The organism is Methylobacterium sp. Gmos3 (assembly GCF_056430985.1).
The window spans coordinates 129,837-152,993 of the sequence record NZ_JBWJYL010000009.1; the positions used below are offsets into that span (position 1 = coordinate 129,837).

Below are 23,157 nucleotides of genomic sequence, written 5' to 3' on the forward strand. Positions count from 1 at the left end.
ACGAGGCATTCACCCGATGATAGCGACCGCGCCGCATCCTCCCCGCTGACCACGGAGCGCCGCGCCGAATGCCGGGCCTCCGCACCGACGGACGCCCGATGCCCAAGTGCTATTCCTACATCCGGTTCTCGCGTCCCGAGCAGATGCGCGGCGACAGCCTGCGGCGGCAGACCGAGGCCGCCGAGAAGTGGGCCGCCGATAACGGCATGGTCATCGACGAGAGCCTGACGGATCTCGGCGTCAGCGCCTACCGCGGCCTCAACAGGCTGAAGGGCGCGCTCGGCAAGTTCCTCGAACTCGTCTCGAAGGGCCAGGTGCCGAAGGGTTCGTTCCTGATCATCGAGAGCCTGGACCGGTTCAGCCGCGAGGACGCCCTCGACGTCATCGGCGAGTTCTCCAAGGTCCTGAAGTGCGGCATCACCATCGTCACGCTGCTCGACGGGCAGGTCTATTCCCGGGAGCGGATCAAGGCCGAGCCCATGGCGCTGTTCGGCTCGCTGATGGTGATGATGCGCGCCCACGAGGAGAGCAAGACGAAGGGCAAGCGGGTCGGGGAGGCCTGGGAGAAGAAGCGGAAGGCGGCCTCGGACACGGTGCTGACCTCGCGCGTCCCGGGGTGGCTCCGGGTCGTCGAGGAGGGGGGCAAGCGGCGGATCGAGTTCAAGGAGCACGGACGTGAGATCGTCCGTCGGATCTTCGACGACACCATCCGCGGGTACGGCAAGCACAAGGTCGCCCGGAGACTCGAAGAGGCCGGCTTCGAGCCCTTCGAGGACGGCAAGGCGTGGCACACGTCCTACGTCCAGAAGGTCATTCGCAACCGCGCGACCTTCGGTGAGATGCAACCCTACAAGCGCGACGAGGAGGGCCGCCGGGTGCCGGCGGGGCCCCCGGTCAAGGGATACTATCCCGCGGCCATCAGCGAGGCGGACTTCATGCGGGCGTCCGCGGCGCTGGCCCTGCGCGACAAGTCCGGCGGGCCGCGCGAGGTGACGGGTGAGGCGAACCTGCTGCGCAATCTCGCCCGCTGCACCTGCGGCGGCCGGATGAAGCGCGAGAACAAGGGCGGGCGGAGCTCGGCGTGGCTGGTCTGCGCCGAGGCGTCCCGCGGGGATTGCAAGAATACACGACGCTGGCGCCTCGACCTGGCCGAGGAGAAGGTTCTCGGCTGCACGACGCGCATCGACGTCCGCAAGCTCCTGGCCGCCGAGGGCGAGGAGGTGGAAGCACCGCCGACGGTCGCCGATCACGAGGCCAAGGTCGCGGAGGTCGGCAAGCGCCTCGCCTCCATCATGGCGGCCGTGGAGAGCGGGGTGACCGCGTATGCGCACCGCGCCGTCGAGTTGCAGAAGGAACTCGACGAGGCCGAGGCCGAGCTCGCCCGGGTCAGGCGGCTCGGCGCCATCGTGGCGAACCAGCCGACCCCGGAGCAGCGGCGGCGGACCTTGGCGGAGTTGAAGGCCAGGCTTGAGGGCGCGACCGATGCCGAGCGCGCCGACCTGCGCGTCCGGCTGGCCCAGGAGGTGCGGGCGGGCTTCACGAAGATCACCTTCGGCCCGGACCGAATCACGGCGACCTACAAGGGGGTGGTTCCGTACGCCGGCCTCAAGCCGCGGGACGTGACCGTCCTGGTCCACACCGAGAACCCGGACGAGATCGCCGAATTCCAGCAAGCCGCCTTGGAGATGGACGAGGGCAACCAGCGCAGCGGGTCTGTCCCCGAGTTCGCCCGGCGCCAGAGGGTGCGGTGGGAGGCCCTGGAAGGCCTGATGCCTGACGCCGGACCGCTCGGGGGGACGCTCGATCCGATGCCGCTCGCGTGAGGCGACACCTGCGGGTCGGGTGCGCGACAGCTTGCTGTCACGACAGCATGACAGCATGGCATCGTGCTGCTGTTCGAAAGCGCCGGGCATGTCGCAAGCCCTGTTGCGCACGCTCCTTTAACAGCATGCTGTCATGACAGCTTGGTAGCTTTTGCGAGGCTGTCGTCGTGACGAGAACGCGCCGCGTGGCATCACCGAATGCCCGTCCCGTTCCGGAATCCCCCGCCGAGCCCGAGGGCAAGGTGAAGGCGATGATCTACGTCCCCGGCGAGGTCCATACGGCTATCCGTATCCTCGCCGCCCGCCGGGGCTGCAGGATCAGCGATATCTACGCGGAAGCCGCTGCCGCCCATCTCGCCGTGGCGGACGGGCCCCCGAAGCGCCAGGTTCAGGGACGCGAAACTGGAGGCGCCGGTGCGCTCATGGAATTGGTTGCCGCGGTCGAGCGGCATAGCGCGCTCGTCGAGGAGATCGCGGACAAGGTCGACTGCATGGTCCCCGTCGATCCGGCGAAGGTCAGCCTGCCCCCGATGACGCTCGACACGTCGGCCTGGGCGGTCGCAAGCGCCCTGAGGATGCTGCTCAACGCCGGCGAGGAGGGAATGCTCAAGGCTGAGATCGCCGAGGTCGGGAAGTTCCAGCGGCTCAACAAGGTGGTCGAGAACGCCCTTTACTCCCTGAAGGGCGTCGGGCTCGCCCGGAACGTGAACATGAGGTGGTGGGCATGCTGGCCGCCACGCCAGGGAGACACTCCTCCCTTCGTCCGCGGCAAGCTTGCGGAGTATGCGCCCGGCAAACGGCGGTCCTCGCCATGATCGGGACGATGGCCCAGGGTGGCGAGACGAATGACCCTGCGGCGATCACGCGAAGAAGGTACACGCCTCGGAAAGGGACTCGGACCAGGGGTCCCGACCCTTGCCAATTCCTTGCCAATCGCGGTTCCGAACCCTGCATTTCCGCTCCGTTTTCGCGGTAAGATGCATTCGCCTGGCGCGCTTCGAGACGGTCCGCGCCGATCCGCTTTTCCAAGTTAAATCAATCGTTTACCGGACATAATGCCATGGTATTTCAAGTGGCGGTCGCTTGCCGCTGCAGCATCACCAAATCCGGCTCCTACTAAGACATACAGCGATATCAACAGGTTACGGGCCGAGCTTGCCAATCCCGCGGCAAGTTCGGTTCCGGACCCTGCGGGTCCGTTCAAGAGACACCCGCCGACGGCTCGACGCCGCCGGCGCCTTCCCCGGGAACTCAAACCCCCGCGGCGCACGGATGCGCGCCGCGGGGGTTTCCTTTTGCTGGAAGCCGGACCGGCCATCGCCCAGGGACGGGCTCCCTAGACCCAGAGGACGACGTCCTTCGGCTTGTACTCGGCCATGGTCGCCAGCCTCGGGTCGTCGTGCGGCCAGGCCCGGAGGCGGGCGAGCACCCCGCCGGGGATCGGCCTGCCGCCGTCGCCGCGGAACAGCACGTTCGGGAGCGCCCGCTCGTCGCCGAAGTCCAGCCCGTGGCGCCGGTCTAACAACCGTAAGTCCCCCGCCGCCCGCACGAAGTTATGCAGGTGCCGGACGACGACCACGGCGTCGATGTCGGCGAAGCGCAGGGCGGCCCCGTCCTCGCCCTTGGCGAAGCTGTTCGGCGTCAAAAGGCCGGACCGAGGGTTCACCAGCGTCGAGATCGGCTCGTAGACGTGGTCGTCCCAAACGATGACGAGCAGCCCCGCGGTTTGGCCGTCGGCCCGGAACCCCCCGAACTTCCGGTTGGCGTCCTTGAGGAAATCCAGGACGGGGTTGTCCCGCGGCAGCGTCATTCCGCCGGCGCCCAACGCCTCTCGCGCTCCCTCCAACGGCAAGCCCTCGCGGTAGGGCAACTGTACGCCGTTCTCCCCGCGCTGGCGGGCGTGCGCGAGGAGCGACGGGGTCTTCACCTCGACGACCAAGCGTTCCTCGGGCGTGACCACGAGGAGTTCGGGCCGCGGGCCGCTCTTGGTGGCGGCCGGCTCGTGCCGGAACGTCGTCCCCGGCGGCCAGGGGCATCCGGTGATCCGCTCGATCACCAGGATCTCACCCAGCTTCTGCATGAGCTGCTCGTAGTGCGGCTTATGTCCCTCGCGCCCGCCGATGGACGCCAGCTCGCCGAGGAGGACCGTCCCGATCCCCGGCTTGCCGGCTTCACCCGGGGCCGCGGCGTCGATGTGGATGCACGCCTGAATGATGGCGGTGGCCAGCGGGTGCCCGAACGGGTGGAAGAAGTGGTGGGCGAACCAGTGCCAGCCCACGTCCCCGATGCCGGAACGCGCCAGCTTCAGGAGTTCGACGGCGCGTTCGCGCATTCCGTCCATGACACGATGCTCCCCGGATCAGGCCTGGGCCCGGTGCCGGCGGCGGGACAGGCACGACCTCGCGCGGCCTCCGCTAAGCCCAATCGCCGCCGAGGCCAACCCGTGGTGCGAGGGCCGGATCGCTCCGGCCCGGGAGCCCCAGATGAGGCGAGATGGGCCATCCCTGGGGGATGCTGCCGGCCTGGACCAGTCGGTGGCCGCGCCAAAGAAAAAGGCCGCCCCTCACGGGGCGGCCTTCAACCGTTGGGTTGTTCCCCGCCTCAGGCGGCACCCATCCGGGCGTGCTCGTCGAGCGACTTCGCCCGGACCCACTCCATGGCCAGTTGCCGCTCCTCGATGTCGTCCGGCTGGACGTGCAGGTAGTACATCCGCGTCAACTCCACGCTGGAGTGCCCCAGGAAGCGGCTCACGACGTAGATGTCCCCGGTCGCGCGGTAGAGGCGCTCCCCGGCGGTCCGTCTCAGGTCATGAATCCGGAGTCCCTTGACGCCGGCCCGCGTGCAGGCGGCGCGCCACAGGCTCTGGAACATGCCGTAGGACACGTTCTTCCTGATGCCCACGTCGGGACCGGACTTCGGGACGTAGGTCCAGACCTCGGGCCGCTGGCCGCCGATGGCCTCCGCCTCCTCCAGGAGCTTGCGGATGCCGGCGGTGATCCGGACCTCGAACGGCCTGTTGCCCTTGATGATCAGGCGGATGACCCGCGCGATCCGGTCGACCTGCTCCCATTCGATGAGGGCGTCGTCGCGGCGCAGCCCGGTGAGCAGCACGAACTCGATGAGCGCCCAGAACTCGGGGCTGACGACGGCCTTGATGGCCATCTCCTCGTCCCAGGACATCACCCGCGTCCGGAAGCGCTTCTTTACCTTGTGACGGGACCACGTCGGCTCGTTGGGCAGCTCGATGTCCCACGCCTCGACGGCGCGCCGCAGCAGGACGCGGAGCGGGATCAGGACCGCCCGCTCGACGTAGGTGTCGGCGACCGGGCCGCAGTCCGGGTTGCCGTACCGAAAGTCCTCGCCGCGCTCGGCCATCAGGCGCGAGACCGTGTCGTTCCGGATGTCCGCCAGCGGCGTGGCCGCCCCGATCCGGTCGACGAGCCAGTCGAAGAACACCTCGACCTGGTCGGCGGAGACGAGCTTCTCGCCGGCTTCCTTCATGTAGCGGTTCACCCCCTGGAGCATGGTCATCTGCGGGGCGGCCGCGCGCGCGGCCTCGGCCTGCGCGATCAGGGACACCTTCCAGCGTCGCGAGAACGCCATCGCGTCCCGCTTCGCCGTGCAGCCCGTCGAGGTGCTGTGCCTCTTCCGGTTCACCATCACGCGGCAGTGGTAGGTCTTGGACCCGGCGGGCAGGAAAACTCCGTGGCTCTCGGCCATGTCAAAACTCCGTGGTCAAACAGGATCGTGGATCGGTGGTGCGGTCTGGAGGCCGCGGCCTGGCGGCCCACGGCAGCGGAGCAGGGGGACGCCCACGGTCAGACCCGCTTCCCGGCGAGGCGGGCCGCGCGGCGCTGCGCGTAGTCGGGCTTGGCCGGCAGCACCGGGGGGCGCTGTGGCCGGGCCTCGGGGAACGGCGCGACCCTCGGCAGCGTCGTCCGTCGCCGGAGGAGGAAGCCTTCGAGGTCCTCCTCCAGCACGCGGAGGTCCCGGCGGGTGGTGCCGCGTCCGACGTTGACGGCGACGAGATTGCCGTCGTCGACGTGGGCCTGGACGTGGCGGAGGCTGACGCCGAGCCGCTCGGCGACGTCGTTCAGGGTAAGTGCGACCTGGAGGATCAGGGCGAACTCGTCGACGCCGGGGTCATTGTCCGGCGCCGGGGCGTCCCGGAAATCGTGGATACGCATCATCGTCTCGGGGTCCTTCTTCATGGCGGTGTCGGTGCTGTGGGCCGGGGCGCGGGCACGGTTTCCCGGCGGGGCCGCGAGGCGCGGCCGCCCGTTCCGACAGGTTTTCGGGGGGTGATGGGTCAGTGCCGGGTGAAGGGGTCCCGGCTCGCGACGAAGCGCTCCAGGTCCCCGGCGCGGACGCCGATGTCGCGGCGGCCGATGCGCCCGGCGGCGACGGCGTCGAGGTAGCCACCCTCGATGAGCAGGATCACATGGCGCTGGCTGATGCGCAGGCGGTCGGCGACCTCCCGCATGGTGAGCGTTCCAGGCCGCTCCTTCGGGCCGGAGCCGGTCCGTAGGGGATCGGCCGGATCTTCGTCTCGGTCGCGTGTCATGGCGTGCGTCCTTTCGGTCTGGTCGGGGATCCGGACGTGCGAGGGGCGGACGCGGGCATGCCTTCCCCGCCGGGCTACCGGGGGTAGCCGCGCCTCGACGTTCTTTCGGGTTGTGTGGGTGGGAGGCCGGCCCGTTGGGATGCGGCCTACGGGGCGGCCGGTGCCTGCCCCGGGGTCAGGCCGGCGGTATTCGGGCCGGTGCCCACGATTGCGCCGCCACGCGGGCCAAATGGATGGCCCGGTCCAGCATGTCCGCCTCGTCGGAAGCGAACAGGTCCGGCTCGGCCGGGGGGCGCACGATCCGACCGAGGAGCCGGGCGAACCTGTGGGTCGGGGCGCCGTCGACGGAGACGGCCGCGGCCAGCCCGGCCTCGGCGACGCCCGCCATCAGCCTCGACTTCATGGCCCGCTGCGCCCGACGACCCGGGACGCGGCGTTCCTGCGTGACCGGCACCAGGGGACCGGTCGGCGTGTCGGCGGATGCCGCCGAGGCGGGCCGGGAAAAGGGCGCAGGGGATCCTCGACCCCGGGACGCCCCGGGGCCTTGCTCTGGATTCGGCATGGGTGTACGAGCCTTCGCGTGTGTGTTGGCGATGGCGGCCGTTGGTCTTTGCGGGAGCGACCGCCGCCTGAGTGACATCCGAGGCCAGCCATCCGGTCTTTGCGGGAGCGGTGGCTGGCCTCACCCTTCGGGCTCACGGCCCGCGAGCCTACGGCAGGGAGACCGCCGTGGGCTTTTTCATGCCCGCCGGGTGGCGGGTGCCGCCGTGGACCAGGGCCTGGCCGGGCGGCATGGCGATGATCTTGCACCGCTCGACATCGACGGCAAGTCGGGGCGAATCGCGCCTAGAACGGGCGAATCGGGTAGCCTCACAAAAATGAATTAAAAACAATCATTTCAAGCAAATCATTGATTTTACTACTGGTATACCAGCTTGAAGATTTGCGAACTTGGTCCTTTTCGGCGACATCTTGGGAATGCGCACTCGTGGCCTCGGAATGACATGTGGGTTTAGGCGCTTGGTCGGTTGCCGGCCGGTTCCCGGTGGTCAAAGGCCGGCCCGCAAGTCGCGGACTGAACGCGGTTCAAGAACCGGGAAAATGGGGTTCCGTCGGGGGCCGGGAATCGACCTCTTCACGAAACCGCGATCACGTCCGATTTCCGTCTTTGCCCCTTCCGAGGCCGAACGGGACGACGTTCCCGCCACCCTGGACTCGCGGTCCGGAGGCCTTGGTGGCTGCGGTGCAGGCGGCCCGCTCCGCCGCGAGCGCCGCCGCGGTCTCGACGGCGACGTCCTCAAGGAGGTCGAGGAACCGCTCGGGGGAGAGGTCTCGGGCGGCGCGGGCCAGTGCGGCGACGGCTTGGCCGAGGCGGGCGTCGATGTCAGGCATCGCGGGCCTCCACCACGGGGGACGCCACCGGGAACGCGGCGGGCACGGCCCCGCGTTCGGTAACGATCCGACGGATCTCGTCGCCGGCGAGGACGCGCCGGTCGACCAGCCGCGCCGCCACGGCGTCGACCGCGTCGGCGTTGTCGCGGACCAGCGCGTCCGCACGGGCTTGCAGGGCCGCGAGGTCGGCCTCGACCTGGCGCCTGAAACCGGCGTTAGTCCTGACGAGGGTCATCGCGGTCTCCTCGTCCCCGAGCCACGCGAGGCTGTCCCCCAGGCCGTACGAGGCATGGGCGGCGGCCACGAGCCGCGTGGCGGCGGCGAGGTCCGAGCCGGGCTGGCCGGCTGCCCCGCTGTGGACGCTGCCCCACAGGGCGTCGGCGGACCGGCCGGCGAGGAGCGTCACCACGTAGTCGTCGAGGTCCCGCCGCCGCACGCTGGACCGCACCCGGACACGGCTCCGCGTGAGCCCGGAATAGGGACCAGTCGCCACGATGGAGGCTGTCTCCACGTCCGCGCTCCCGAGGACGAAGCCGGCGAGGCAGTGAGCCGCCTCGTGCCTCGCCACCGATAGGATTTCCTCGGGGCTGCGGGTCTCCGGCGGGGCGACCTGCGCGACGAGGTCGGCGCGGGTCATCGGCCGGCCGGCGGCGCGGGCTGCCGCCCGGGCCCCCTTCGCCCAGCCCGCAATCTGCGCCCCCGTCGCGCCTGCGCCGATTGCGGCGACAGGACTGAGGTCAAGGTCTGCGAGGTCCCCGCCCAGGTGCTGGCGTAGGATGCCGACGGTGGCGGGGCCGTCGGGCCTCTCGATCCGCACGACCTTGTTAAGGCGCCCCGGCCGGACGAGCGCTTCGTCCAACCGCTCCGGGAAATTCGTTGCACCGATGATGATCAGGGATGAAGTTGCCCCTGACATCGCCGAGTCCAATACTGTGAGAATATGGGACGTCAAGGCGACCCAATACTCACGGTTTCTCTGATCGACCGTAGATCTGTTAGGAATACAGTCGATTTCTTCAAGTACGAGGACCCCGTGCCCGGCGGCGGAAGCTTGTCCGATTACGGTGTCGACCTGACGAATGATCTCGTTCAAGTATCCGCCGGTGGACGCGAACCAAGATGAGACGCTGGTCGAGAAAAGCGGCAGCCTTAGCGACTTGGCAAGGCTGCGGGCGAACGAGGACTTGCCCACGCCGGGGTCGCCCGCCAGCACGATGTTCTTATTCTCGATGCTGCTCCAGGGTCGGTTTCCTGCGCGATAGTCCTCGAATTCCGAGATCAACTTCAGCGCCCAGGCCTTGGAGCCGCCCTCGTCGTAGCCGTGGCATTCCTCGATGGGCCGGACGTCGGCGACGCCGGGGTCGAAGGCGGTCAGGGCGCGGGAGGCGGCCTCGATGCGGCGGACGCAGGACCTTCCGGAACTGCCGCGGCGGATGCAGCCGGCCAGGGTCGAGAACGGCAGCCCGGCCGCGATGCCGCGCGGGATCGGACCGGGCCGCGAGCCGGTCGCGAGCCGGATGGCGGTGCGCAGGGCCCGCGGGCTCGGCGATACCAGGTCGATGCGGATGTCGGCCAAGCCGACCAGGGTCGAGGGGAGGTAGCGCTCGGGGGCGTGGCTCACCCCGCAGATGTTCCGGCCAGCCCCGAGGGCCTCGGCGACCAAGTCGCAACCAACCTCTGGACGCTCCTGACGGGAGGCGCCCTGCCGCTTAATTACCTCATTCCAGTCGCCGACCTTCTGCATCGCGCGTGCGACCGGGTCGACCCAATCGGGTCCCGGTACGCCGACGACGACGGCAAGGCCGCGGGCCCTGGCGATGCGCCGGAGGTCGGCGGGCCGCATGGCGTCCTGGACCAGCGCCATCGCCAGCAGCGTGGTGACGCGCAGGCTCGAAACGGTCCCGCCGAAATCCTCGACGGCGGGCTCGGCGGGAAAGTCCTCGAACGCGTCGGCCTCGGTCGGCGGGGCCGCGACGGTCGCGGGGGCGGGGCGTCGCGGCGGCTTGGGCGTGCGGGCGGGCTGGCGGGTCTGCTTGGGCATGTGCGGCCTCCTGCGCGAGGCGGCCGCACGCGCTCGGGCGCGCCGGTCAGGCCTCGCGGGATGATCGGGAAGGGGTGGCGAGCGGGTCGGCCGGTTTCCAGCCGGGCGGCGTCGCTATGGGGAACGGAAACACGGGCATCTCCTCGGATACGTCGTTACGGCTCGATGCTCTCGTCGAAGGGCTCGCCGGTGGTGCGCCGGGCATGGGCGGTCACGCGGACGTCGCCCGGCCGCGGCCCGCCGATGCGTTCGGCCAGGGAGGCGGCCTGCCGCTCGGCCTCGCCCAGCACGGCGGCGCCCAGCGCCACGCGCAGCGCGGCGGCCACCCTCCCGAGGGAGGCCCGGCCCATCTCGGCGCGGCAGGTGGCGAGTTGCTCGAAAATTTGCCCGACGAGCCTGTCGGGGTCATGGAAATCGGGGGACACGGCAGCCTCCGTCGAGGCCGCCGGACGCATGCGCGCCGGTCAGGCCCCGGTTGGGATCGAGAAGGAGGTGAGGGGGCGGCCCATGGCGGCGCGGGCGTTCCGCGCGACCGCCGGCCGGACGTCGGCTCCAGGTATGAGGCGGTCGAGGGGAGGCATGGAGGCGAAGTTCCTCGCGTGGCGGCCCGGCAAAGAGCCTGGGCGGCAGGCAGTGGCGACTAACGGCATGCAGAACAAATCAGCTCGGTTAACGTCGGTCAACGACGACACCTTGCATCTAAGTAGAAAAGCCTGGGCCCCTGTGGATCCCGGGCGAAAAGGTGCGCTCAGGACGAAATCCGGGGAACCCTGGGCGACGTGGGGCGAGCTACTTGGAGGGTATCGCATCGTGCGTAACGTTCGGCGTACGCATTACATATTTCGGCGTTGGTGATCAGTGGCTTGAGGTTGAGGTCAACGAAGCGGTCCATGCCTGGAGAAGCTGATTTTCGGTGCAGCGCAACCGTTCCCCATGCGTCCGGAAAGACCTCATCGCCCCGAACACGCGTTGCTCCATCTCGAAGGCCTGGAGGGAGTCGGGCCAATGCTGTCGGGCGTGGAGCCGCCATTGCTCACCGAGTTCCTCGTGGGGAACGTGCAGGTTGATCTGGCGCAGGCGGTCCTCCACGTCCTGGGCGTGACCGACCTTCCAGATGTTCCGTCGCCCGAACCTCATCGCGTAGGTCCATGCCTCCTTAGTGGCATCGTGCGAGACGCTCCCCTCCCAGGATGTCGGCGTCAGGCCTGTCGTGGGTCCGATGCCCGTGACGGCACCTACGGCCTCGGCCAGGCCACGCACGCGGGCGTTGACTGAGACCGGCACCTCCTCCTTGGGCAGCGCCATCACCATCACGGCGTCAGCCTCGTCGAGCATGACCGCGCGCACCGTCGCCTCGTAGCTCAACTGCTCCCTCAGGATGTCGATGAGCTTCAGACGCGGCTCGGTGAACCGCCATGCCCGGACCATCGGCACGGCCCAACCCCAAACGTGGGTGCCGTCTTCATTAAGGTCCCTGGCCTGCATCAGGCCTGGATCGACGATGTCCCGGGTATCGACGGCGATGCGGGCGAACTCGGCCATGCCGAGCAGACGGCCACGCTCCTCCGGAGCCGTCGGTCCGCTCTGCGTCCCGACGAACACGACCCGGTCACCGGGCTTCGAGGCTCGAAGGAGCGCGTCACGGTTTCCCTCCTTGCCGAAGGCGACCAACGGCCAGCCGGCCGGATCGAAGCCGTGATCCCGTTTAGCGAAGACTCGCACCCGCCTCCTCCTGCCCCAGGCCGAGATCGGTCATCAGGGTCTCGGCCTCGTTGCCCCTAACCGGCGGCGCGAGCAGGTTCCGGGACATCAGCCGCTTCCTTTCGAGAAGGGCGTTCAACGTCACGTCGAAGGTCCTGTCGCGAAGCTGCGGGTGCACGGCCATGGGGATGTGGACGGTGACGTCCCGCTGCTGGCCGATCCGGTAGACCCGGTCGTTGCACTGATCCTCGACCGCCGGGTTCCACCACCTGCTCAGGTGCAGAACGTGATTGGCGGCGGTGATGGTGAGGCCGACGCCCGCGGCCTTCGGCGAAAGGATCATGGCATCGAACCCCGGCCGCTTCGCCTGGAAGACGTTCACCTTCTTCTGCCGCGCACCGCCCGGGACGGTGCCGTTGATGATCACCGGGGGGTCGACATCGAACATGGTCGCCATCGCCAGGGCCATGAGCGCCTGCATGCGGCGGGTGTCGACGAAGACGAGCACCTTCTCGTCGAGGCGGTCGATCTCGCGGAAGATCTCGAACGAACGAGTCAGCCTAGCGGACTGCGCGATCCAATTCCTGCAACCTGCCTTTGTCGTCAGGTCGAAACCGTCAGGCTCCCCCGGGAACAGCGATATCCCCCGGAGCTTTTGGATCAACTCCAGCATGGCGCCCGGTGCATGTTGCCTGGAACCCGCGACCGCATCGGCCACCACCTTGCCGTAGGCCATCGCCTGAACTTCCGGCATGTCGGTCGGATAGGTCCTGTACGCCCTCTCGGGCAGCCCCTTCAGGTGCTCGCCCTTCATGCGCCGGAGAATGATCGGAGGAGCGCCGCCCTGCGATTTCAGGAGTTGGTCGGACAGCAGCCGGTACTTCTCCAGGTCGTCGTCGCGGTACTTGGTCGAGAACGTCCTGAGGTCGCGTAACTGGCCGGGCATCACCCGATCCATGATCGACCAGAGATCCTCGATCCGGTTCTCGATTGGGGTGCCCGTCAGTCCCAGGACGAAGTCGGCGTTCATGGCGCTCGCGGCGTTGGCGTTGAGCGTGCCCGGGTCCTTGATCTTCTGGATCTCGTCGAACAGCGCGACCGAGAACCGGATCTTCGAGAAGGCGGTGTGGTTGTCGGCCAGGGTCTCGTACGTCGTCAGGACGATGTCGTGCTCCGCGATCTTCTCCCAGTCGAGCCTATCGACGGAGGCGGCGGCGTCCGCGCCGGCGTTCCTGAACAAACGGACCGACGAGCCGAACACCTTGGCCATGTCGTCCCCTAGCGCTCCCGGCGCCAGGTGCTTCTCCATCTCCTCGACCCAGTTTTCCAACAGGGCGGTCGGAGCGACGATGAGCATCGGTCGCCTGGCCAGCCGCGCTCCGCCCGGAGGCCGTGCCTCCTGGTCGGCCCTCACCCAGGCAAGGAAGGCAAGGCTCTGGAAGGTCTTCCCGAGCCCCATGTCATCGGCGAGCAGAACGCCGGGCCAGCCGGTCGTCCACGCGTCCACGAGCCACTTGAAGCCGTGCTCCTGATGCGGCTTGAAGCTGGTACGGCCCATCTTCCCCGCCGGAGGCGTCATGGGAATGGCCGGACGCCGCGGGATTGCCGCCATGACGTAGTCGACGCCTTCGAAGTTCCTCTTGATCTGGACCACCACCGGCATCGTCGGCTCGGGAGAGGTCGTCGAGTACAGTCGCTCCTCGGCATCCGCCGGCGCGATGCCGTCTTCCTCGATTGCCTCGCGTCCCAGTCCGACCTGCTTGAAAAGGACCTGTGCCGCTCCCAGGGGCAGGTCGGCCCCCTGAAAGGAGACGGTGGGATTGCCACCCGCCTCGGCGGTCATGACGTCCTGTCGAAGCCGCTCGATGTCGTCTCGCCCGACTTCCACTTCCCGCCCGTCGACGACGATGGGGAAGCGCTCGGGCAACCATTCCGTCCGAGCCTTCGAGAGCCACGACAGGTCGGGCTTTATCCAGGCGCCCAACCCGAGCACGCGGTCGGAATACTGCCACGTCTCCACGAACAGCGCGGTGCTGAGGGCGTCGCCGCCGTCGAGACCCAGGGCGGCCGCGATGGCCGCACGGGGATTGCCGATGAAGGCACGCTTCTCCTCCTCGCTTCCTCGCCGGACCTTGCGCACGACGTCGAGGGCGCGTTGAAGGTCCGGATCGAGAAGGAGATGGGTGGTGCGTCGGAGGGAGTAGGCCCGGCGGGTGTCGTACGTGGCCGCGAACTGTGTGAGGAATGCGCGGTGATCCTCCCCGTTCAGGAGTCTTGCGGCCTCGGCGTCGACCAAGCCCTCGTTGTCTCCGGGGTCGGCCTGGTCCTCGTCTCCGACAGGGGCGTTGTCGTCCAGCGAACGCGCCCGGGAACGGCTCATCAGGATCGGGTTGAAACTGATGCTGCCTGGACGGTCCTCGATGTCGAGGGCGAAGGAGCCGGCCTGGTAGACGGTGAGGCCGCGCGTGTACTCGTCCTTCACGCTCTCCGGATCGATCCTCGCGATGGCCTGCTGGACCAGGGCCCACCAAGTTACCCTGCCTTCGAGACCCTCCCGAGCCGTCCGGTTATAGCCGTCGGCCGCCTCCATGAGTGCGAAGAGCGGAGCGGTCAGACGTCCTGACCGTTCGCCCCATTCGATCATGAGGCCGGTTCTTCGAGGCGTGATCTCCCGGTAGGATGTCTCTCGCCATGCCACCCTGATCGAGGTGTCGGCCTGGCTGACGGCGCCCTGGATGGAGACGGTCACGAAAACCGGCGCAGGGTCTGCCAGGCCGATGCGGGACGCCAGCATCCCCGGCAGTTCCGCCGCTGCCTCATTCGGGATCACCAACGTGCCATCCCGCCAGTGCGTATCGGCTTCGGCCACGGCCGCCAGCAGGAGGCGCGCCGTGGTCGCGTTCTCACCATCGAGGGTTTCCCAGTTCGCCCGGGCGAGAGGACGCGCGCCTCTGAGCAGGGACGACCGCACGGGCGTGACCTCGACGTGGTCCACCAGACACCGAGCCTGAAACCGCACGGCCATGTTCAGACCCTGTACTCGGATGGAGGGATGCGCACGCCGGTCAGATCGAAGATCTCGTCAGCCACGTCGCTTTGCCAGTAATAGCGTTCGGACTGGTCGTGCTTGATGCTCGAATGGGTGCAGCGGATGTCCGCATCGTCGATCAGCCTCACCTGGTCGGCCGTATATTCCCGACGTCGCCACCGGGGCGCGGTTTCATCGGTTGCATCGTGCCAGATGTCGCAGATGCCGTTCTGGCTCCACTCGGCGACGATGCCATTCCCGATCTTCAGTAGAAGGACGGCGTGCCCGCGCTCGATCCTTTTCCTCCTGCTGGACACGAGCCGTGCGAACGGCGTGTTCGCGCCGAATTTCCGGCGTGCCTCGACGGCACCGACACCATCGAAGGCAACCCAGGCATCCGAGATCAGCCGGCGGTCGTTGACCGCCTCCCAGAACTTCCTGCGGTACGTCCAGTGGTTTTCCAGCGCATACCCGTCCACGACGTCGAGGAACTGACGAAGGCTCAACGTCGCCAGCCAACGCAGTACGATGGGCGTGCAAGCCATCGTGCCCCAGTTCTCGGACCCGACCCTCGGGTCACGGAAGGCGCTCAAGAGGAAGTCGAGGTACTCATCCACGATATTGGGAGGATCGACATCGGCGTACGGGAGGACCAGGGCATCCGCGAGTGGACCGCGATGCTGCGGGAACAAGAGGGTTCCATCGGCCCGGAAACCCCAGGCCCGGATGCTTGCCAACCGCGCAGCCGGGGAAAGCGTCACGCTCTCTCGGATCTGGCTGATGCCTGCGAGGAATGCCGCCTCACAAAGCTTGGACTCGGTCGCGAGACCTCGGATTCCATGGCCGGCCAGAACGTCAGTGGGCGAGCGGCCGGTTTCGAGGGCGATCCCGGCGATGATCCCAGGCGCACGGGCCGGGTCGAACAGCGACAGGGCTTCGGAGGCAGCCGACCAGGGGTCCACATAATCGCCGGCTATCGCCCGGAGCGTGTCGGCGACCCGCACCAGCGAAGGATCTCCGAGCGGGAACTTGATGACGTAGGCGGCGGCAAGACGGCGGAAGAAGCTCTTACGGCCCGAGCGCGCCACCTGATCGAGAAATCCGTCGACGATGCCGGGCCGTCCGGCCAGCGGCTGCGCGCCATCCCACAGGCAGAGGGGCGCGTGTTTCAGGTCGCGCTTCCCCGGTGGCTGGCCGGCCTGTAGGGCAAGGGCCACGCGGTCGGCTATCTCGTCGAGGTCGTCCGGCTCGTTGATCTCGACTTCGATGTCGTCGGGCACGATGGCCTCCGCGGCTGCCACCGTCGTCGCCCGATCCGGCAAGCGGACCCCGAAACGAGGCGGGTCCGCCATTTCCGCCAAGGCACGCTTCATTTGCATGCCTGGATGCTTTCCTGGCTGATCTCGGCGAGGCGGGCGATTTGGGCCTTCACCTGCTCGTTGAGGCTGAGGATATCGCGAAGGTTGACGGTCGTATCGGCGTCCATGACGAACCGGAGGTCGATGCGCCGGTTGCGCGCCCAGGCTTCACGGTCCTCGCCGGCGGCGATGGCGCGGGTGGAGGAGTACCCGGACACCGAGACGACGGTCTCACCACGGCGGTTCCGGAACTGCCGTAACTCGGGCGCGTCGGCTAGGAGTTCGCGATAGGTCGAGGTCGCCCGCTCGGTCGAAAGGACCCAGTTGCGCCGGTCGCGCTCGGCGAGATCAGGGACGCCGGTCGTGTCGGTGTGGCCCTCGACGAAGATCGTTTCTAGCCCGGCGCCCTTGAACGCCCCGACCGCCGCTGCGAGCACCTTGGCTATCCTGCCGACGTTCTCGCGGGCACGCGCGTCGAGGTCGGACTTGCCCGGGTCGAAACGGACCGCGGCCTCGGTCAGCCGGAGGACCCCGTTCCGCTCGTCGATCTCGACGGCAGTCCCCTGGGCCGCAAGCTGTTCGCGGATGACGTTGAGGAGGCGACGCCGCTGGTCGGCCGCGAGCTCCAACGCCTCGATCTGCCCGCGGACGTTGTCCTGAATGAGATTGACCTTCGCGTTGATGTCGCTGCTCAACTGGGCGTTGCGCATGAGGACGCTGGTCAGGCAGTCCTTGATGCGCTTCGAGTCATCGTCGCCGATGCGATAATTCAGCGCGAAGACCATCAGCATAATGATGAAAATGAAGAGCATCCCCACCATCATGTCCGTCATGGACACGAAGTAATTCTCGCTCTCCTCGGTCGAGCCGTCCGCTTCCGACATCATGGCCGACTATCGCGCGTTCGCCGGAACGCGGCGGACGTTTTCGAGGAAATCCTCGAATGAATCGGCCAAATCCGATGTGTTCTGCTCCAGGCTGTTGGTGACCGTGTGGAGCTTCTGGATCGCGTCGGCGCAGCCGGCGTCGATGTCGCGGACGAACTGGGCGATGCCCTGTTGCTGGCGGGTCGTCTCGGCCGCAAGTGCCCTGACGGCGTCGGCGAGCACCTGGTCCACCGCACCGAAGCGCTCGTCGTAATTCTTCCAGGCCGCCTCCACCTGACGCTGGTTGGCTTCCAGCCGGTCCGCGAGGGTCCTGGCCGCATCCTGCCCGACACGTATGGCGGCGCTGGCCTCGGTGACTGCCTTGGCCATCGTCTCCGACGAGGCGGAGATGCGGTCGGCGGACTGCACCAGCGGCCGGGAAGCCGCGCTGACATCATTAGCCACCTGTCCGAAGGCGGTGGCGATGACGTTCGACTGGTCTGTCGTCTGTTGATGCGCTCGGGCTTGCTCGGCGAACGCTGTCCCCGAGGCTCGCATGGCCGCCGACATGCGCTCCATGTCTCCACGCAGCTCGGTCACGACCTCGTTGAAGCCCGACCGGATCGAGGCGGCGGCTTCCCTTGCCGCCTCGCCGGCCGCCGCAGCGGCCGCCGTCGCGGCCTGCCGGGACGCGGCTGCGGAACGGCCTGACTCCTCCGTCACGCGATCCTGGAAGCCGGCCAGGGCCGCCTGAAAGGCCCCCATCTGCTCGCCTACACGAGACAGGACCTCACCGAGCCCCGTTTCCAGCATCGTGGCGGCCTTCTCGCCCGCCTCGGACACCCCGCTGTTCATGCGGTCCCGAGCCTGTTCGCCCGCGTCCCTGAGAGCGGCAAGGATGCCCTCCATGGTCTCGCGGCTGGCGGAATTCGCGTGGTTGAACTGATCGCCGGCCTGCCCCACCAGTGTCGCGAAGGCTTCGGTCGCGGCCGCAATCTTCAGGGCGAAATCGTCGCTCGATCCGGCAAGGTTGCCCCTCACGCCTTCGAGCGCCTCCTTCGTCTCTCGAAGGACCCCGGCCAAGGCGGTGATCTCGGCTCCGGCGCTTCCCTGGATGGTTTCCGTGAACCTGGTGATCAGCCCTTCGGCGCCCGTGCGGCTGTTGTCGTCCAGCTTGTTGGCCGTCGCCTCCAGTTGCGCCGCGAGCGGCTGGACGGCCTTCTCCACCGCCTCTGCCAGGGCGGGCGCGATGGTGGAGCCCAAACGGGTGAAGAACTGGACGTCGTTGATGGCCTTGAGTTGGCTGAGTTGATCCTCGCTCGTCCTCTGCAGCCTCTGCAACGCTTCCTGGGGAGCCTGGAAGGTCGTCCTGGCTTCGATGGCGCGGGCGAACCTTTCGAACCCGGTCTCGATGGCAATCGAGTAGACCTTGAATGTCAGCGCCAGTGCCAACGAGGCAAAAAGGCCGGCGATGGAGGTGGCGAACTTGAACGTCGCCGCATCGAGGAGCTCCCGAAGGGACTGCGTCATGTTCTCGGGCGACCCTGCGACGCCGCCCGCCGCCTTCGACAAGGCGATGACGAGGCCCACGAACGTCAGGAGCAGCCCGAGGCCGACGAAGTAGCCGGGGATGGTCGGCATGAGCTTAAGGCCGGCCAAGTTCTCGCGCGCGGCCGAGGCGTTGACGAAGGAGCCGGGGCGCACGGTCCGGACGACGACGTCGTCCTTCACGCACGTCTTCGCGAACTCGCTCCAGGCATGGCCCACGAGCGGGTCCCGGGAAAGCCTATGGTCGATCCTGTCGAACCCGTTCCGGAATTCTCTCGGATCGTGCTTCGGCCCCAGGGCTTTCGACGCCGAACGCAAGGCCACCCTGATGGCGATGACATGCATCACTAGGAGAGCGAGGGCCAAGCCTGCTGCCGACGAGACGATGGCGCATGCGAGCGCGAAGGCGAATTCGGGATGGCCGACGTTGCGGAACTCACCGGCGCCGATCTCCCTGAAGACGTTCAAGACCGTCGCCAGGTCGGATTTCGTCGAAAGAACCGGGAAGAAGTACGAAAGGCGGTATCCGATGAGGAAGAGCACCGCGAATGCGGGCACCCGTACCAGGGGCGACCAGATCGAAGGTTTCATCACACTGCCAGGAGGAACCGGGTCTACCTGGACGCTCGCATGCGAATCGTGGGTCAGCAAGCGCGCGGATGCATCAGTGATATCTGAAGTTGCAACAGGAAGTTGCGCCTTCTCGGCACCCCGCCTCGGCGTCCTGGTGGCATCGGGCATCCGGGAGAGGCGACCGCTTCTTCATCGCTAGTGCGCATCCCGAACGCATCGGATCGGGCGGGCATGGTCGCGAGGAAGGACGTCTGCGCTGCGGCCGCCGGAATACGCGTCAACCATCAAGGGGCGATGTTGACGACGAACGGTCCGCTCCGCGCCGCGCAATACCCGTCCTTGACGATGAAGCACTCGATGCTGTGGCTGCCGGCATACGAAGTGCCTTCCTCGCGCGTCAGCGTGCCGCTCGTGACGGTGCCCTCCTCGAAGCCCCCGCGGAGCCCTCGGGCGGAGGCGGCGTCCTTGCCGGTGTTCACGATCTGCCAGAACACGCGATAGGGCCTCGGGATATCGGTTTGGGCGACGAAACGCAGGTCGGCCCCTTTCGGAAGGGCGGCATCGTCGCTGGAGAACGCCGAAGGGCGGAAGCCCCGGCGCTGGTAGGTCGCCGAGGCGATCCGAACGCTCCCCCTCGACAGGGTCGGCCAGGTCACCGGCCTGCGATGCGGCGCATCGAGGATACGACGCAGGGCGCCACCCACGAAGCCCGCCGTGGCCGTACGACCGGGTGGAGACCGCTTCGACGATGCCGCGGCCTCGACCAGCGGGCGACCCATCCTGGGGGCGAGCCGATCGATGAAGCCGTCGACGCTGTCCTGTTCCGCGGCCTGCCGGAAGTCCGCCCTCGCCGTTTCAAGCCAATCGTAAAAGGCGTCCTTCCGCTCGGGCTCCTCCTTCCACATGTCCGCGAAATTCTCGCGCGGGTCCGACGGGTTGGCGATCCAATACTCGTCGCCCCGCATAAGCACGAACTGGTCCATCCGCGTGAGGATGCTGAGTAGCGCCCCGCTGATGCTCGTTTCCTGCTGGTAGGCGTGCGCCGCCAGCGTCGAGATCACGATGGACGTGGGGCGCCCGCCGGAATCCTCCGAGAACCTCATGTCGCGGTGCCGCTTGAGGATCTGGATGGCCGATTGCAGCGGCGTCTTCACCCTGAACGCGGGTATCTGTGAGACGTCGGCCTTGTCCTCGGCGAGCATCATGGCGCGCCGACGGCCCTCGAAGACCGGCCGCATCCGCTCGTAGAACCACTCCGCGTAGCCGTTCGGGTTGCTCACCGGCCAGTCGTCCGAGCGGACCCGGTAGTTCTCGTGCTCGCTGTCGGTGATGCCGACGGACTTCTCCACGTAGGCCAGCGAGAGCGACCGCTGTTCCCTCAGGAGGCGCTGGCGCTGCGCGTCCGGGACGGCGGGCAGCACGTCCATGTGGAATTGCGCCGTATCGGCGTAGTTGAGCGTCCAGCACCTGCGCCATCCCTCGGGCGGCTGCATGCCGTAACGTTCGGCATAGAGCCGGAGCTCGTGTCCGAGGTCGTCGTGAAGCCGCTTCTGGGTCAGGGACGACTTGGCGACGCCGAACTCGCAGACGATGTCGAGGTCGTAGTCTTCCGCGCCGTTCAGGGGCCGTATGGCCGTGCCGAGCCGGAACGAGCCCTGCGTGTAGGCGTCGATGTGGACGTGCTCGAAGCGGGAGCCGGGGCGCTCCAGCCAGGCACAGACCGACCTGTAGCTGCGGTCGGCGGACGCGTAGCGCTCGCCCGGGATGTCGAGGGCCTTCGCGAGGTCCTCGATCAACTCCTCGCCCGTACGACGGCTCGACATCAGCCCCCCTTCCGCAGGGAGGCGGGCACGAACCTGTCGATCTCGGCGTCGGAGAATGTGTAGTCTTCCTTCCGCTGGAGCGCCTCCTGCGCCGCGGCATAGGCCTTGCCGTCGGTCTGTGGCGCGGCCTTGTAGAGCGTGGCGAGCTTCGCCTGCAGGTCGTCCCTGCGCTTGATGGCCTCGTCGTCCGTGAGGCGGCGCATGCGCATCTCCGTCAGGAGCGACAGGTACGATTCGCGGATGGGCCACAGGCTGGCGGCCGCGTCGCGGTGCTTCTGCGCGGTGCCGCCCGGATCGAAACCCTTGGTGTAGCCGGTGATCAGGAGCGTGCCGAACGAGACCAGGGCGGTCGCGATCTTGAGCGTCGGTTGGTCGACGAAGACGCTCAGCGCCGCACCCGATGCGGTAACCGCCGAGAAGGCGATCTGGAGACGCTTGAGGTTGCGGAGGGTGCCGCCGCACCTGTCGGCCATCTTCTCGTGGGTCTTGTGGGTGTAGACCACCCGTCCGAAGCATTCCCGGACCTGGTCTTCGAGCGAGGTGAAGCCTTCCATGGCGTGGGATCGATCCTTCATGCTCCAGCCGTCGGGGCGGGCCCGAAGTAGCCCTTGAAGCGCTCGTGGTTCGCCAGCGGCGCCGGCCGGTACGGGGCGACGCCGTCGCATTGCACGACCGACGGCAGGGCGAAGCGCTCGTCGACGCTGGGATGCACGGTCGCGTCGGGCCGGATCTCCCGGTCCTTGGTTTCCCAGGATTTGCCGAGCGCCCACCGCCGCACCCATGCGGGCACCCACGAGGCCGAGACGCGGGCCTCGATGCTGTCGCGCATGCCGGCGACCTCGCAATGCTGCACGCCCGCGGCGGACGGGTGGAGCCGGAGCCGCGGGATGCGCATGACCTCCACCGGGTGGCGCGGATCGGCAACCGGGGGCAGCCCGTCCACCTTGAGGCCGTCTGGAACGCCGACCGCCTGCTCCAGCATCCACTTGAGCGCGGTGTCGGACAGGCGGGCCTCGGTCTCGTCGTAGCTGCCGCCGATGTCGGAGTGGTTGCCCGCGAACCAGAACTGCCGGAATTGGTCGGGGGCGCCGGGTGCCCGATGCGGGGCGACCTCGGTCGGCCCCCACTTCACGCGGTCGAAGTCCTTCCGGCGCTCGTCGATGGCGATGGCCGCCCGTGCGTAGCCGACCTGCGCGCTCAGGTAGCGGTCGAAGTTCTCGCCTTTCCACTCGGCGACGTGGCTGCGCTCCTGCCCCTCGACCGGCCAGTTCTTGATCGTCTTGGTCTTGGCCGCCCGGAGCCTGCGGGAAACTTCCCATGCCACGGCTATGGCGGCGAGCGAGAGCAGCACGGCGGCGCCGATGTCGACTTTCCAGAACGGGCCTCCGAGCGCGTACGAAAGGCCGCCGGCGAGCGCCGCCGTCGCAGTGATGGCGAGGCCGACCGGGATGATCACCGCGGCCGCGAGCCCGGCCTTGATGAGGGACCGCTTCGCCCCGGCGACCCCGAGGGCCGCGACCGTGTCGAACGTCCCGATGAAGTACGGCTCGACGTTGGACTTGCGGTCGGTCGGGTCACCGGCGTGATCGGGATGGTGCGAGGCGTACGTATCGCGGAAGCGGCGGGCGAGCTCGGTCCGCTCCGCGTCGAACTCGGCGCGCGGGTGACCGGCGCCGTGCTCCAGCACCGTCCCGACCGCCTCCTTGGCGATGTCCGCGGTCATCTTGCGGTAGCGCAGGAGCGGGCCGTCCTTCCCCCGGGTCGGGACGCCGCAATACATCAGCAGGTTCGCCACGCACCGGACGGTGTAGGCCCCGCGGCTGAAGCCGATCAGGAACACCCGGTCGCCGGGCTCGTAATGGTCGACGATGAACCGGTAGCAGTCGGCGATGTTGGTCGCGATGCCGCGGCCCGAAAGCGAGGCGGCCATCTTCTGCGCGAACCGGACCGGCGCCGTCAGCGCGGTGGCACCGATGTCGGTGCCGAGCCCGGGGTCGTAGAAGGCGACCTGCTCGGCCGGGTCGATCCCGCTCTCCGGGCCGACCTTGCAGACCCGGTACATCTTGTAGACGTTGCTGACGCGCTGCTCGGGACGGACGCCGCCGTCCTGTCCCGTGCCGTCCGAGAAGACCACGATGTTCTTGGCCATGATGCGCCCTGCGTCCGACCTCCCCGGATGCGGGCCCGCCCGTCGGCGGGCCCGCGAGCGCCTTCAGCGCTCCTTGCGCACGCCCTTGAACGGGGTGCCGTCCTTCTTGCCGTCCATGAAGCGGCCGGTACCCGTGTCCCGCTTGGTCCACGTATCCGTCCGCGGGTTGTGGATTTGCGAGCGGTCCCGGACCATGCCGTTGCGGTGACCGTCACCGCTGGGAGGGTTGGTAGCCATCGTCGTCTCCGTCGAACGCGCCGGGGCGTCGCCTGCGGCGCCGGGATACGTCAG

Annotated in this window: 19 protein-coding genes; 2 read left to right on the forward strand and 17 right to left on the reverse strand. The window is 68.1% G+C overall.

All coding sequences use genetic code 11. The features are described from left to right. Nucleotides 1–98 precede the first annotated feature (98 nt). Together ACS5Q7_RS19615 and ACS5Q7_RS19620 are read left to right on the forward strand one after the other, a co-directional pair. Complete coding sequence (locus ACS5Q7_RS19615) at nt 99–1,823, forward strand: recombinase family protein (protein ID WP_478340941.1); 1,725 nt, start codon at nt 99–101, stop codon at nt 1,821–1,823. Nucleotides 1,824–2,008: 185 nt separating this feature from the next. Continuing rightward, nucleotides 2,009–2,638: a hypothetical protein gene (locus ACS5Q7_RS19620; RefSeq protein WP_478340942.1), complete on the forward strand. Its 630-nt coding sequence runs from the start codon at nt 2,009–2,011 to the stop codon at nt 2,636–2,638. A gap of 521 nt (nt 2,639–3,159) precedes the next feature. Here ACS5Q7_RS19620 and ACS5Q7_RS19625 read toward each other — a convergent pair. The 17 genes from ACS5Q7_RS19625 to ACS5Q7_RS19705 form a co-directional block, all read right to left on the reverse strand. Next, nucleotides 3,160–4,164, reverse strand: coding sequence for a hypothetical protein (locus ACS5Q7_RS19625; RefSeq protein ID WP_478340943.1), 1,005 nt, complete (start codon nt 4,162–4,164; stop codon nt 3,160–3,162). A 260-nt stretch (nt 4,165–4,424) separates the two neighbouring features. Beyond that, complete coding sequence (locus tag ACS5Q7_RS19630) at nt 4,425–5,543, reverse strand: tyrosine-type recombinase/integrase (RefSeq protein WP_478340944.1); 1,119 nt, start codon at nt 5,541–5,543, stop codon at nt 4,425–4,427. 98 nt (nt 5,544–5,641) lie between these two features. After that, nucleotides 5,642–6,034, reverse strand: coding sequence for a helix-turn-helix domain-containing protein (locus ACS5Q7_RS19635; protein ID WP_478340945.1), 393 nt, complete (start codon nt 6,032–6,034; stop codon nt 5,642–5,644). A gap of 98 nt (nt 6,035–6,132) precedes the next feature. Further along, nucleotides 6,133–6,387, reverse strand: a complete 255-nt coding sequence (locus tag ACS5Q7_RS19640) for a helix-turn-helix domain-containing protein (RefSeq protein ID WP_478340946.1) — start codon at nt 6,385–6,387, stop codon at nt 6,133–6,135. A gap of 175 nt (nt 6,388–6,562) precedes the next feature. Next, nucleotides 6,563–6,790 (reverse strand): hypothetical protein, encoded by a 228-nt coding sequence (locus ACS5Q7_RS19645; RefSeq protein WP_478340947.1) that lies wholly within the window; start codon nt 6,788–6,790, stop codon nt 6,563–6,565. A 746-nt stretch (nt 6,791–7,536) separates the two neighbouring features. Beyond that, nucleotides 7,537–7,779, reverse strand: a complete 243-nt coding sequence (locus ACS5Q7_RS19650; protein WP_478340948.1) for a hypothetical protein — start codon at nt 7,777–7,779, stop codon at nt 7,537–7,539. Then, nucleotides 7,772–9,820, reverse strand: coding sequence for an AAA family ATPase (locus tag ACS5Q7_RS19655; protein WP_478340949.1), 2,049 nt, complete (start codon nt 9,818–9,820; stop codon nt 7,772–7,774). The genes ACS5Q7_RS19650 and ACS5Q7_RS19655 overlap by 8 nt, the downstream gene beginning before the upstream one ends. A gap of 155 nt (nt 9,821–9,975) precedes the next feature. Further along, a complete protein-coding gene (locus ACS5Q7_RS19660) occupies nt 9,976–10,245 on the reverse strand; it encodes a hypothetical protein (RefSeq protein WP_478340950.1) in 270 nt (89 codons plus the stop codon). A gap of 430 nt (nt 10,246–10,675) precedes the next feature. Continuing rightward, complete coding sequence (locus tag ACS5Q7_RS19665; RefSeq protein WP_478340951.1) at nt 10,676–11,491, reverse strand: hypothetical protein; 816 nt, start codon at nt 11,489–11,491, stop codon at nt 10,676–10,678. Nucleotides 11,492–11,525: 34 nt separating this feature from the next. Continuing rightward, on the reverse strand, nt 11,526–14,516 hold the full coding sequence (locus ACS5Q7_RS19670; protein WP_478340952.1) for a DEAD/DEAH box helicase: 2,991 nt from the start codon (nt 14,514–14,516) through the stop codon (nt 11,526–11,528). Nucleotides 14,517–14,548: 32 nt separating this feature from the next. Next, on the reverse strand, nt 14,549–15,928 hold the full coding sequence (locus ACS5Q7_RS19675) for an EH signature domain-containing protein (RefSeq protein WP_478340953.1): 1,380 nt from the start codon (nt 15,926–15,928) through the stop codon (nt 14,549–14,551). After that, nucleotides 15,919–16,794: an OmpA/MotB family protein gene (locus ACS5Q7_RS19680; protein WP_478340954.1), complete on the reverse strand. Its 876-nt coding sequence runs from the start codon at nt 16,792–16,794 to the stop codon at nt 15,919–15,921. The genes ACS5Q7_RS19675 and ACS5Q7_RS19680 overlap by 10 nt, the downstream gene beginning before the upstream one ends. Nucleotides 16,795–16,800: 6 nt before the next feature. Continuing rightward, nucleotides 16,801–18,972 (reverse strand): anti-phage ZorAB system protein ZorA, encoded by a 2,172-nt coding sequence (zorA, locus tag ACS5Q7_RS19685; protein ID WP_478340955.1) that lies wholly within the window; start codon nt 18,970–18,972, stop codon nt 16,801–16,803. A 206-nt stretch (nt 18,973–19,178) separates the two neighbouring features. Then, complete coding sequence (locus ACS5Q7_RS19690; protein ID WP_478340956.1) at nt 19,179–20,717, reverse strand: nucleotide-binding domain-containing protein; 1,539 nt, start codon at nt 20,715–20,717, stop codon at nt 19,179–19,181. Beyond that, nucleotides 20,717–21,292: an SLATT domain-containing protein gene (locus ACS5Q7_RS19695; RefSeq protein ID WP_478340957.1), complete on the reverse strand. Its 576-nt coding sequence runs from the start codon at nt 21,290–21,292 to the stop codon at nt 20,717–20,719. Before ACS5Q7_RS19695 ends, ACS5Q7_RS19690 begins: the two co-directional genes overlap by 1 nt. Further along, complete coding sequence (locus ACS5Q7_RS19700) at nt 21,289–22,866, reverse strand: DUF2235 domain-containing protein (RefSeq protein ID WP_478340958.1); 1,578 nt, start codon at nt 22,864–22,866, stop codon at nt 21,289–21,291. Before ACS5Q7_RS19700 ends, ACS5Q7_RS19695 begins: the two co-directional genes overlap by 4 nt. Before the next feature lie 63 nt (nt 22,867–22,929). Next, nucleotides 22,930–23,103: a hypothetical protein gene (locus ACS5Q7_RS19705; RefSeq protein ID WP_478340959.1), complete on the reverse strand. Its 174-nt coding sequence runs from the start codon at nt 23,101–23,103 to the stop codon at nt 22,930–22,932. Between the last annotated feature and the right edge of the window lie 54 nt (nt 23,104–23,157).

What these genes read in the sequence shown, in the direction of transcription:
- ACS5Q7_RS19615 (WP_478340941.1), top strand. Translation starts at nt 99, where the DNA reads ATGCCCAAGTGCTATTCCTACATCCGGTTCTCGCGTCCCGAGCAGATG.
- ACS5Q7_RS19625 (WP_478340943.1), bottom strand. Translation starts at nt 4,164, where the DNA reads ATGGACGGAATGCGCGAACGCGCCGTCGAACTCCTGAAGCTGGCGCGT.
- ACS5Q7_RS19630 (WP_478340944.1), bottom strand. Translation starts at nt 5,543, where the DNA reads ATGGCCGAGAGCCACGGAGTTTTCCTGCCCGCCGGGTCCAAGACCTAC.
- ACS5Q7_RS19635 (WP_478340945.1), bottom strand. Translation starts at nt 6,034, where the DNA reads ATGAAGAAGGACCCCGAGACGATGATGCGTATCCACGATTTCCGGGAC.
- ACS5Q7_RS19640 (WP_478340946.1), bottom strand. Translation starts at nt 6,387, where the DNA reads ATGACACGCGACCGAGACGAAGATCCGGCCGATCCCCTACGGACCGGC.
- ACS5Q7_RS19645 (WP_478340947.1), bottom strand. Translation starts at nt 6,790, where the DNA reads ATGAAGTCGAGGCTGATGGCGGGCGTCGCCGAGGCCGGGCTGGCCGCG.
- ACS5Q7_RS19650 (WP_478340948.1), bottom strand. Translation starts at nt 7,779, where the DNA reads ATGCCTGACATCGACGCCCGCCTCGGCCAAGCCGTCGCCGCACTGGCC.
- ACS5Q7_RS19655 (WP_478340949.1), bottom strand. Translation starts at nt 9,820, where the DNA reads ATGCCCAAGCAGACCCGCCAGCCCGCCCGCACGCCCAAGCCGCCGCGA.
- ACS5Q7_RS19675 (WP_478340953.1), bottom strand. Translation starts at nt 15,928, where the DNA reads ATGCAAATGAAGCGTGCCTTGGCGGAAATGGCGGACCCGCCTCGTTTC.
- ACS5Q7_RS19680 (WP_478340954.1), bottom strand. Translation starts at nt 16,794, where the DNA reads ATGATGTCGGAAGCGGACGGCTCGACCGAGGAGAGCGAGAATTACTTC.
- ACS5Q7_RS19690 (WP_478340956.1), bottom strand. Translation starts at nt 20,717, where the DNA reads ATGTCGAGCCGTCGTACGGGCGAGGAGTTGATCGAGGACCTCGCGAAG.
- ACS5Q7_RS19695 (WP_478340957.1), bottom strand. Translation starts at nt 21,292, where the DNA reads ATGAAGGATCGATCCCACGCCATGGAAGGCTTCACCTCGCTCGAAGAC.
- ACS5Q7_RS19700 (WP_478340958.1), bottom strand. Translation starts at nt 22,866, where the DNA reads ATGGCCAAGAACATCGTGGTCTTCTCGGACGGCACGGGACAGGACGGC.
- ACS5Q7_RS19705 (WP_478340959.1), bottom strand. Translation starts at nt 23,103, where the DNA reads ATGGCTACCAACCCTCCCAGCGGTGACGGTCACCGCAACGGCATGGTC.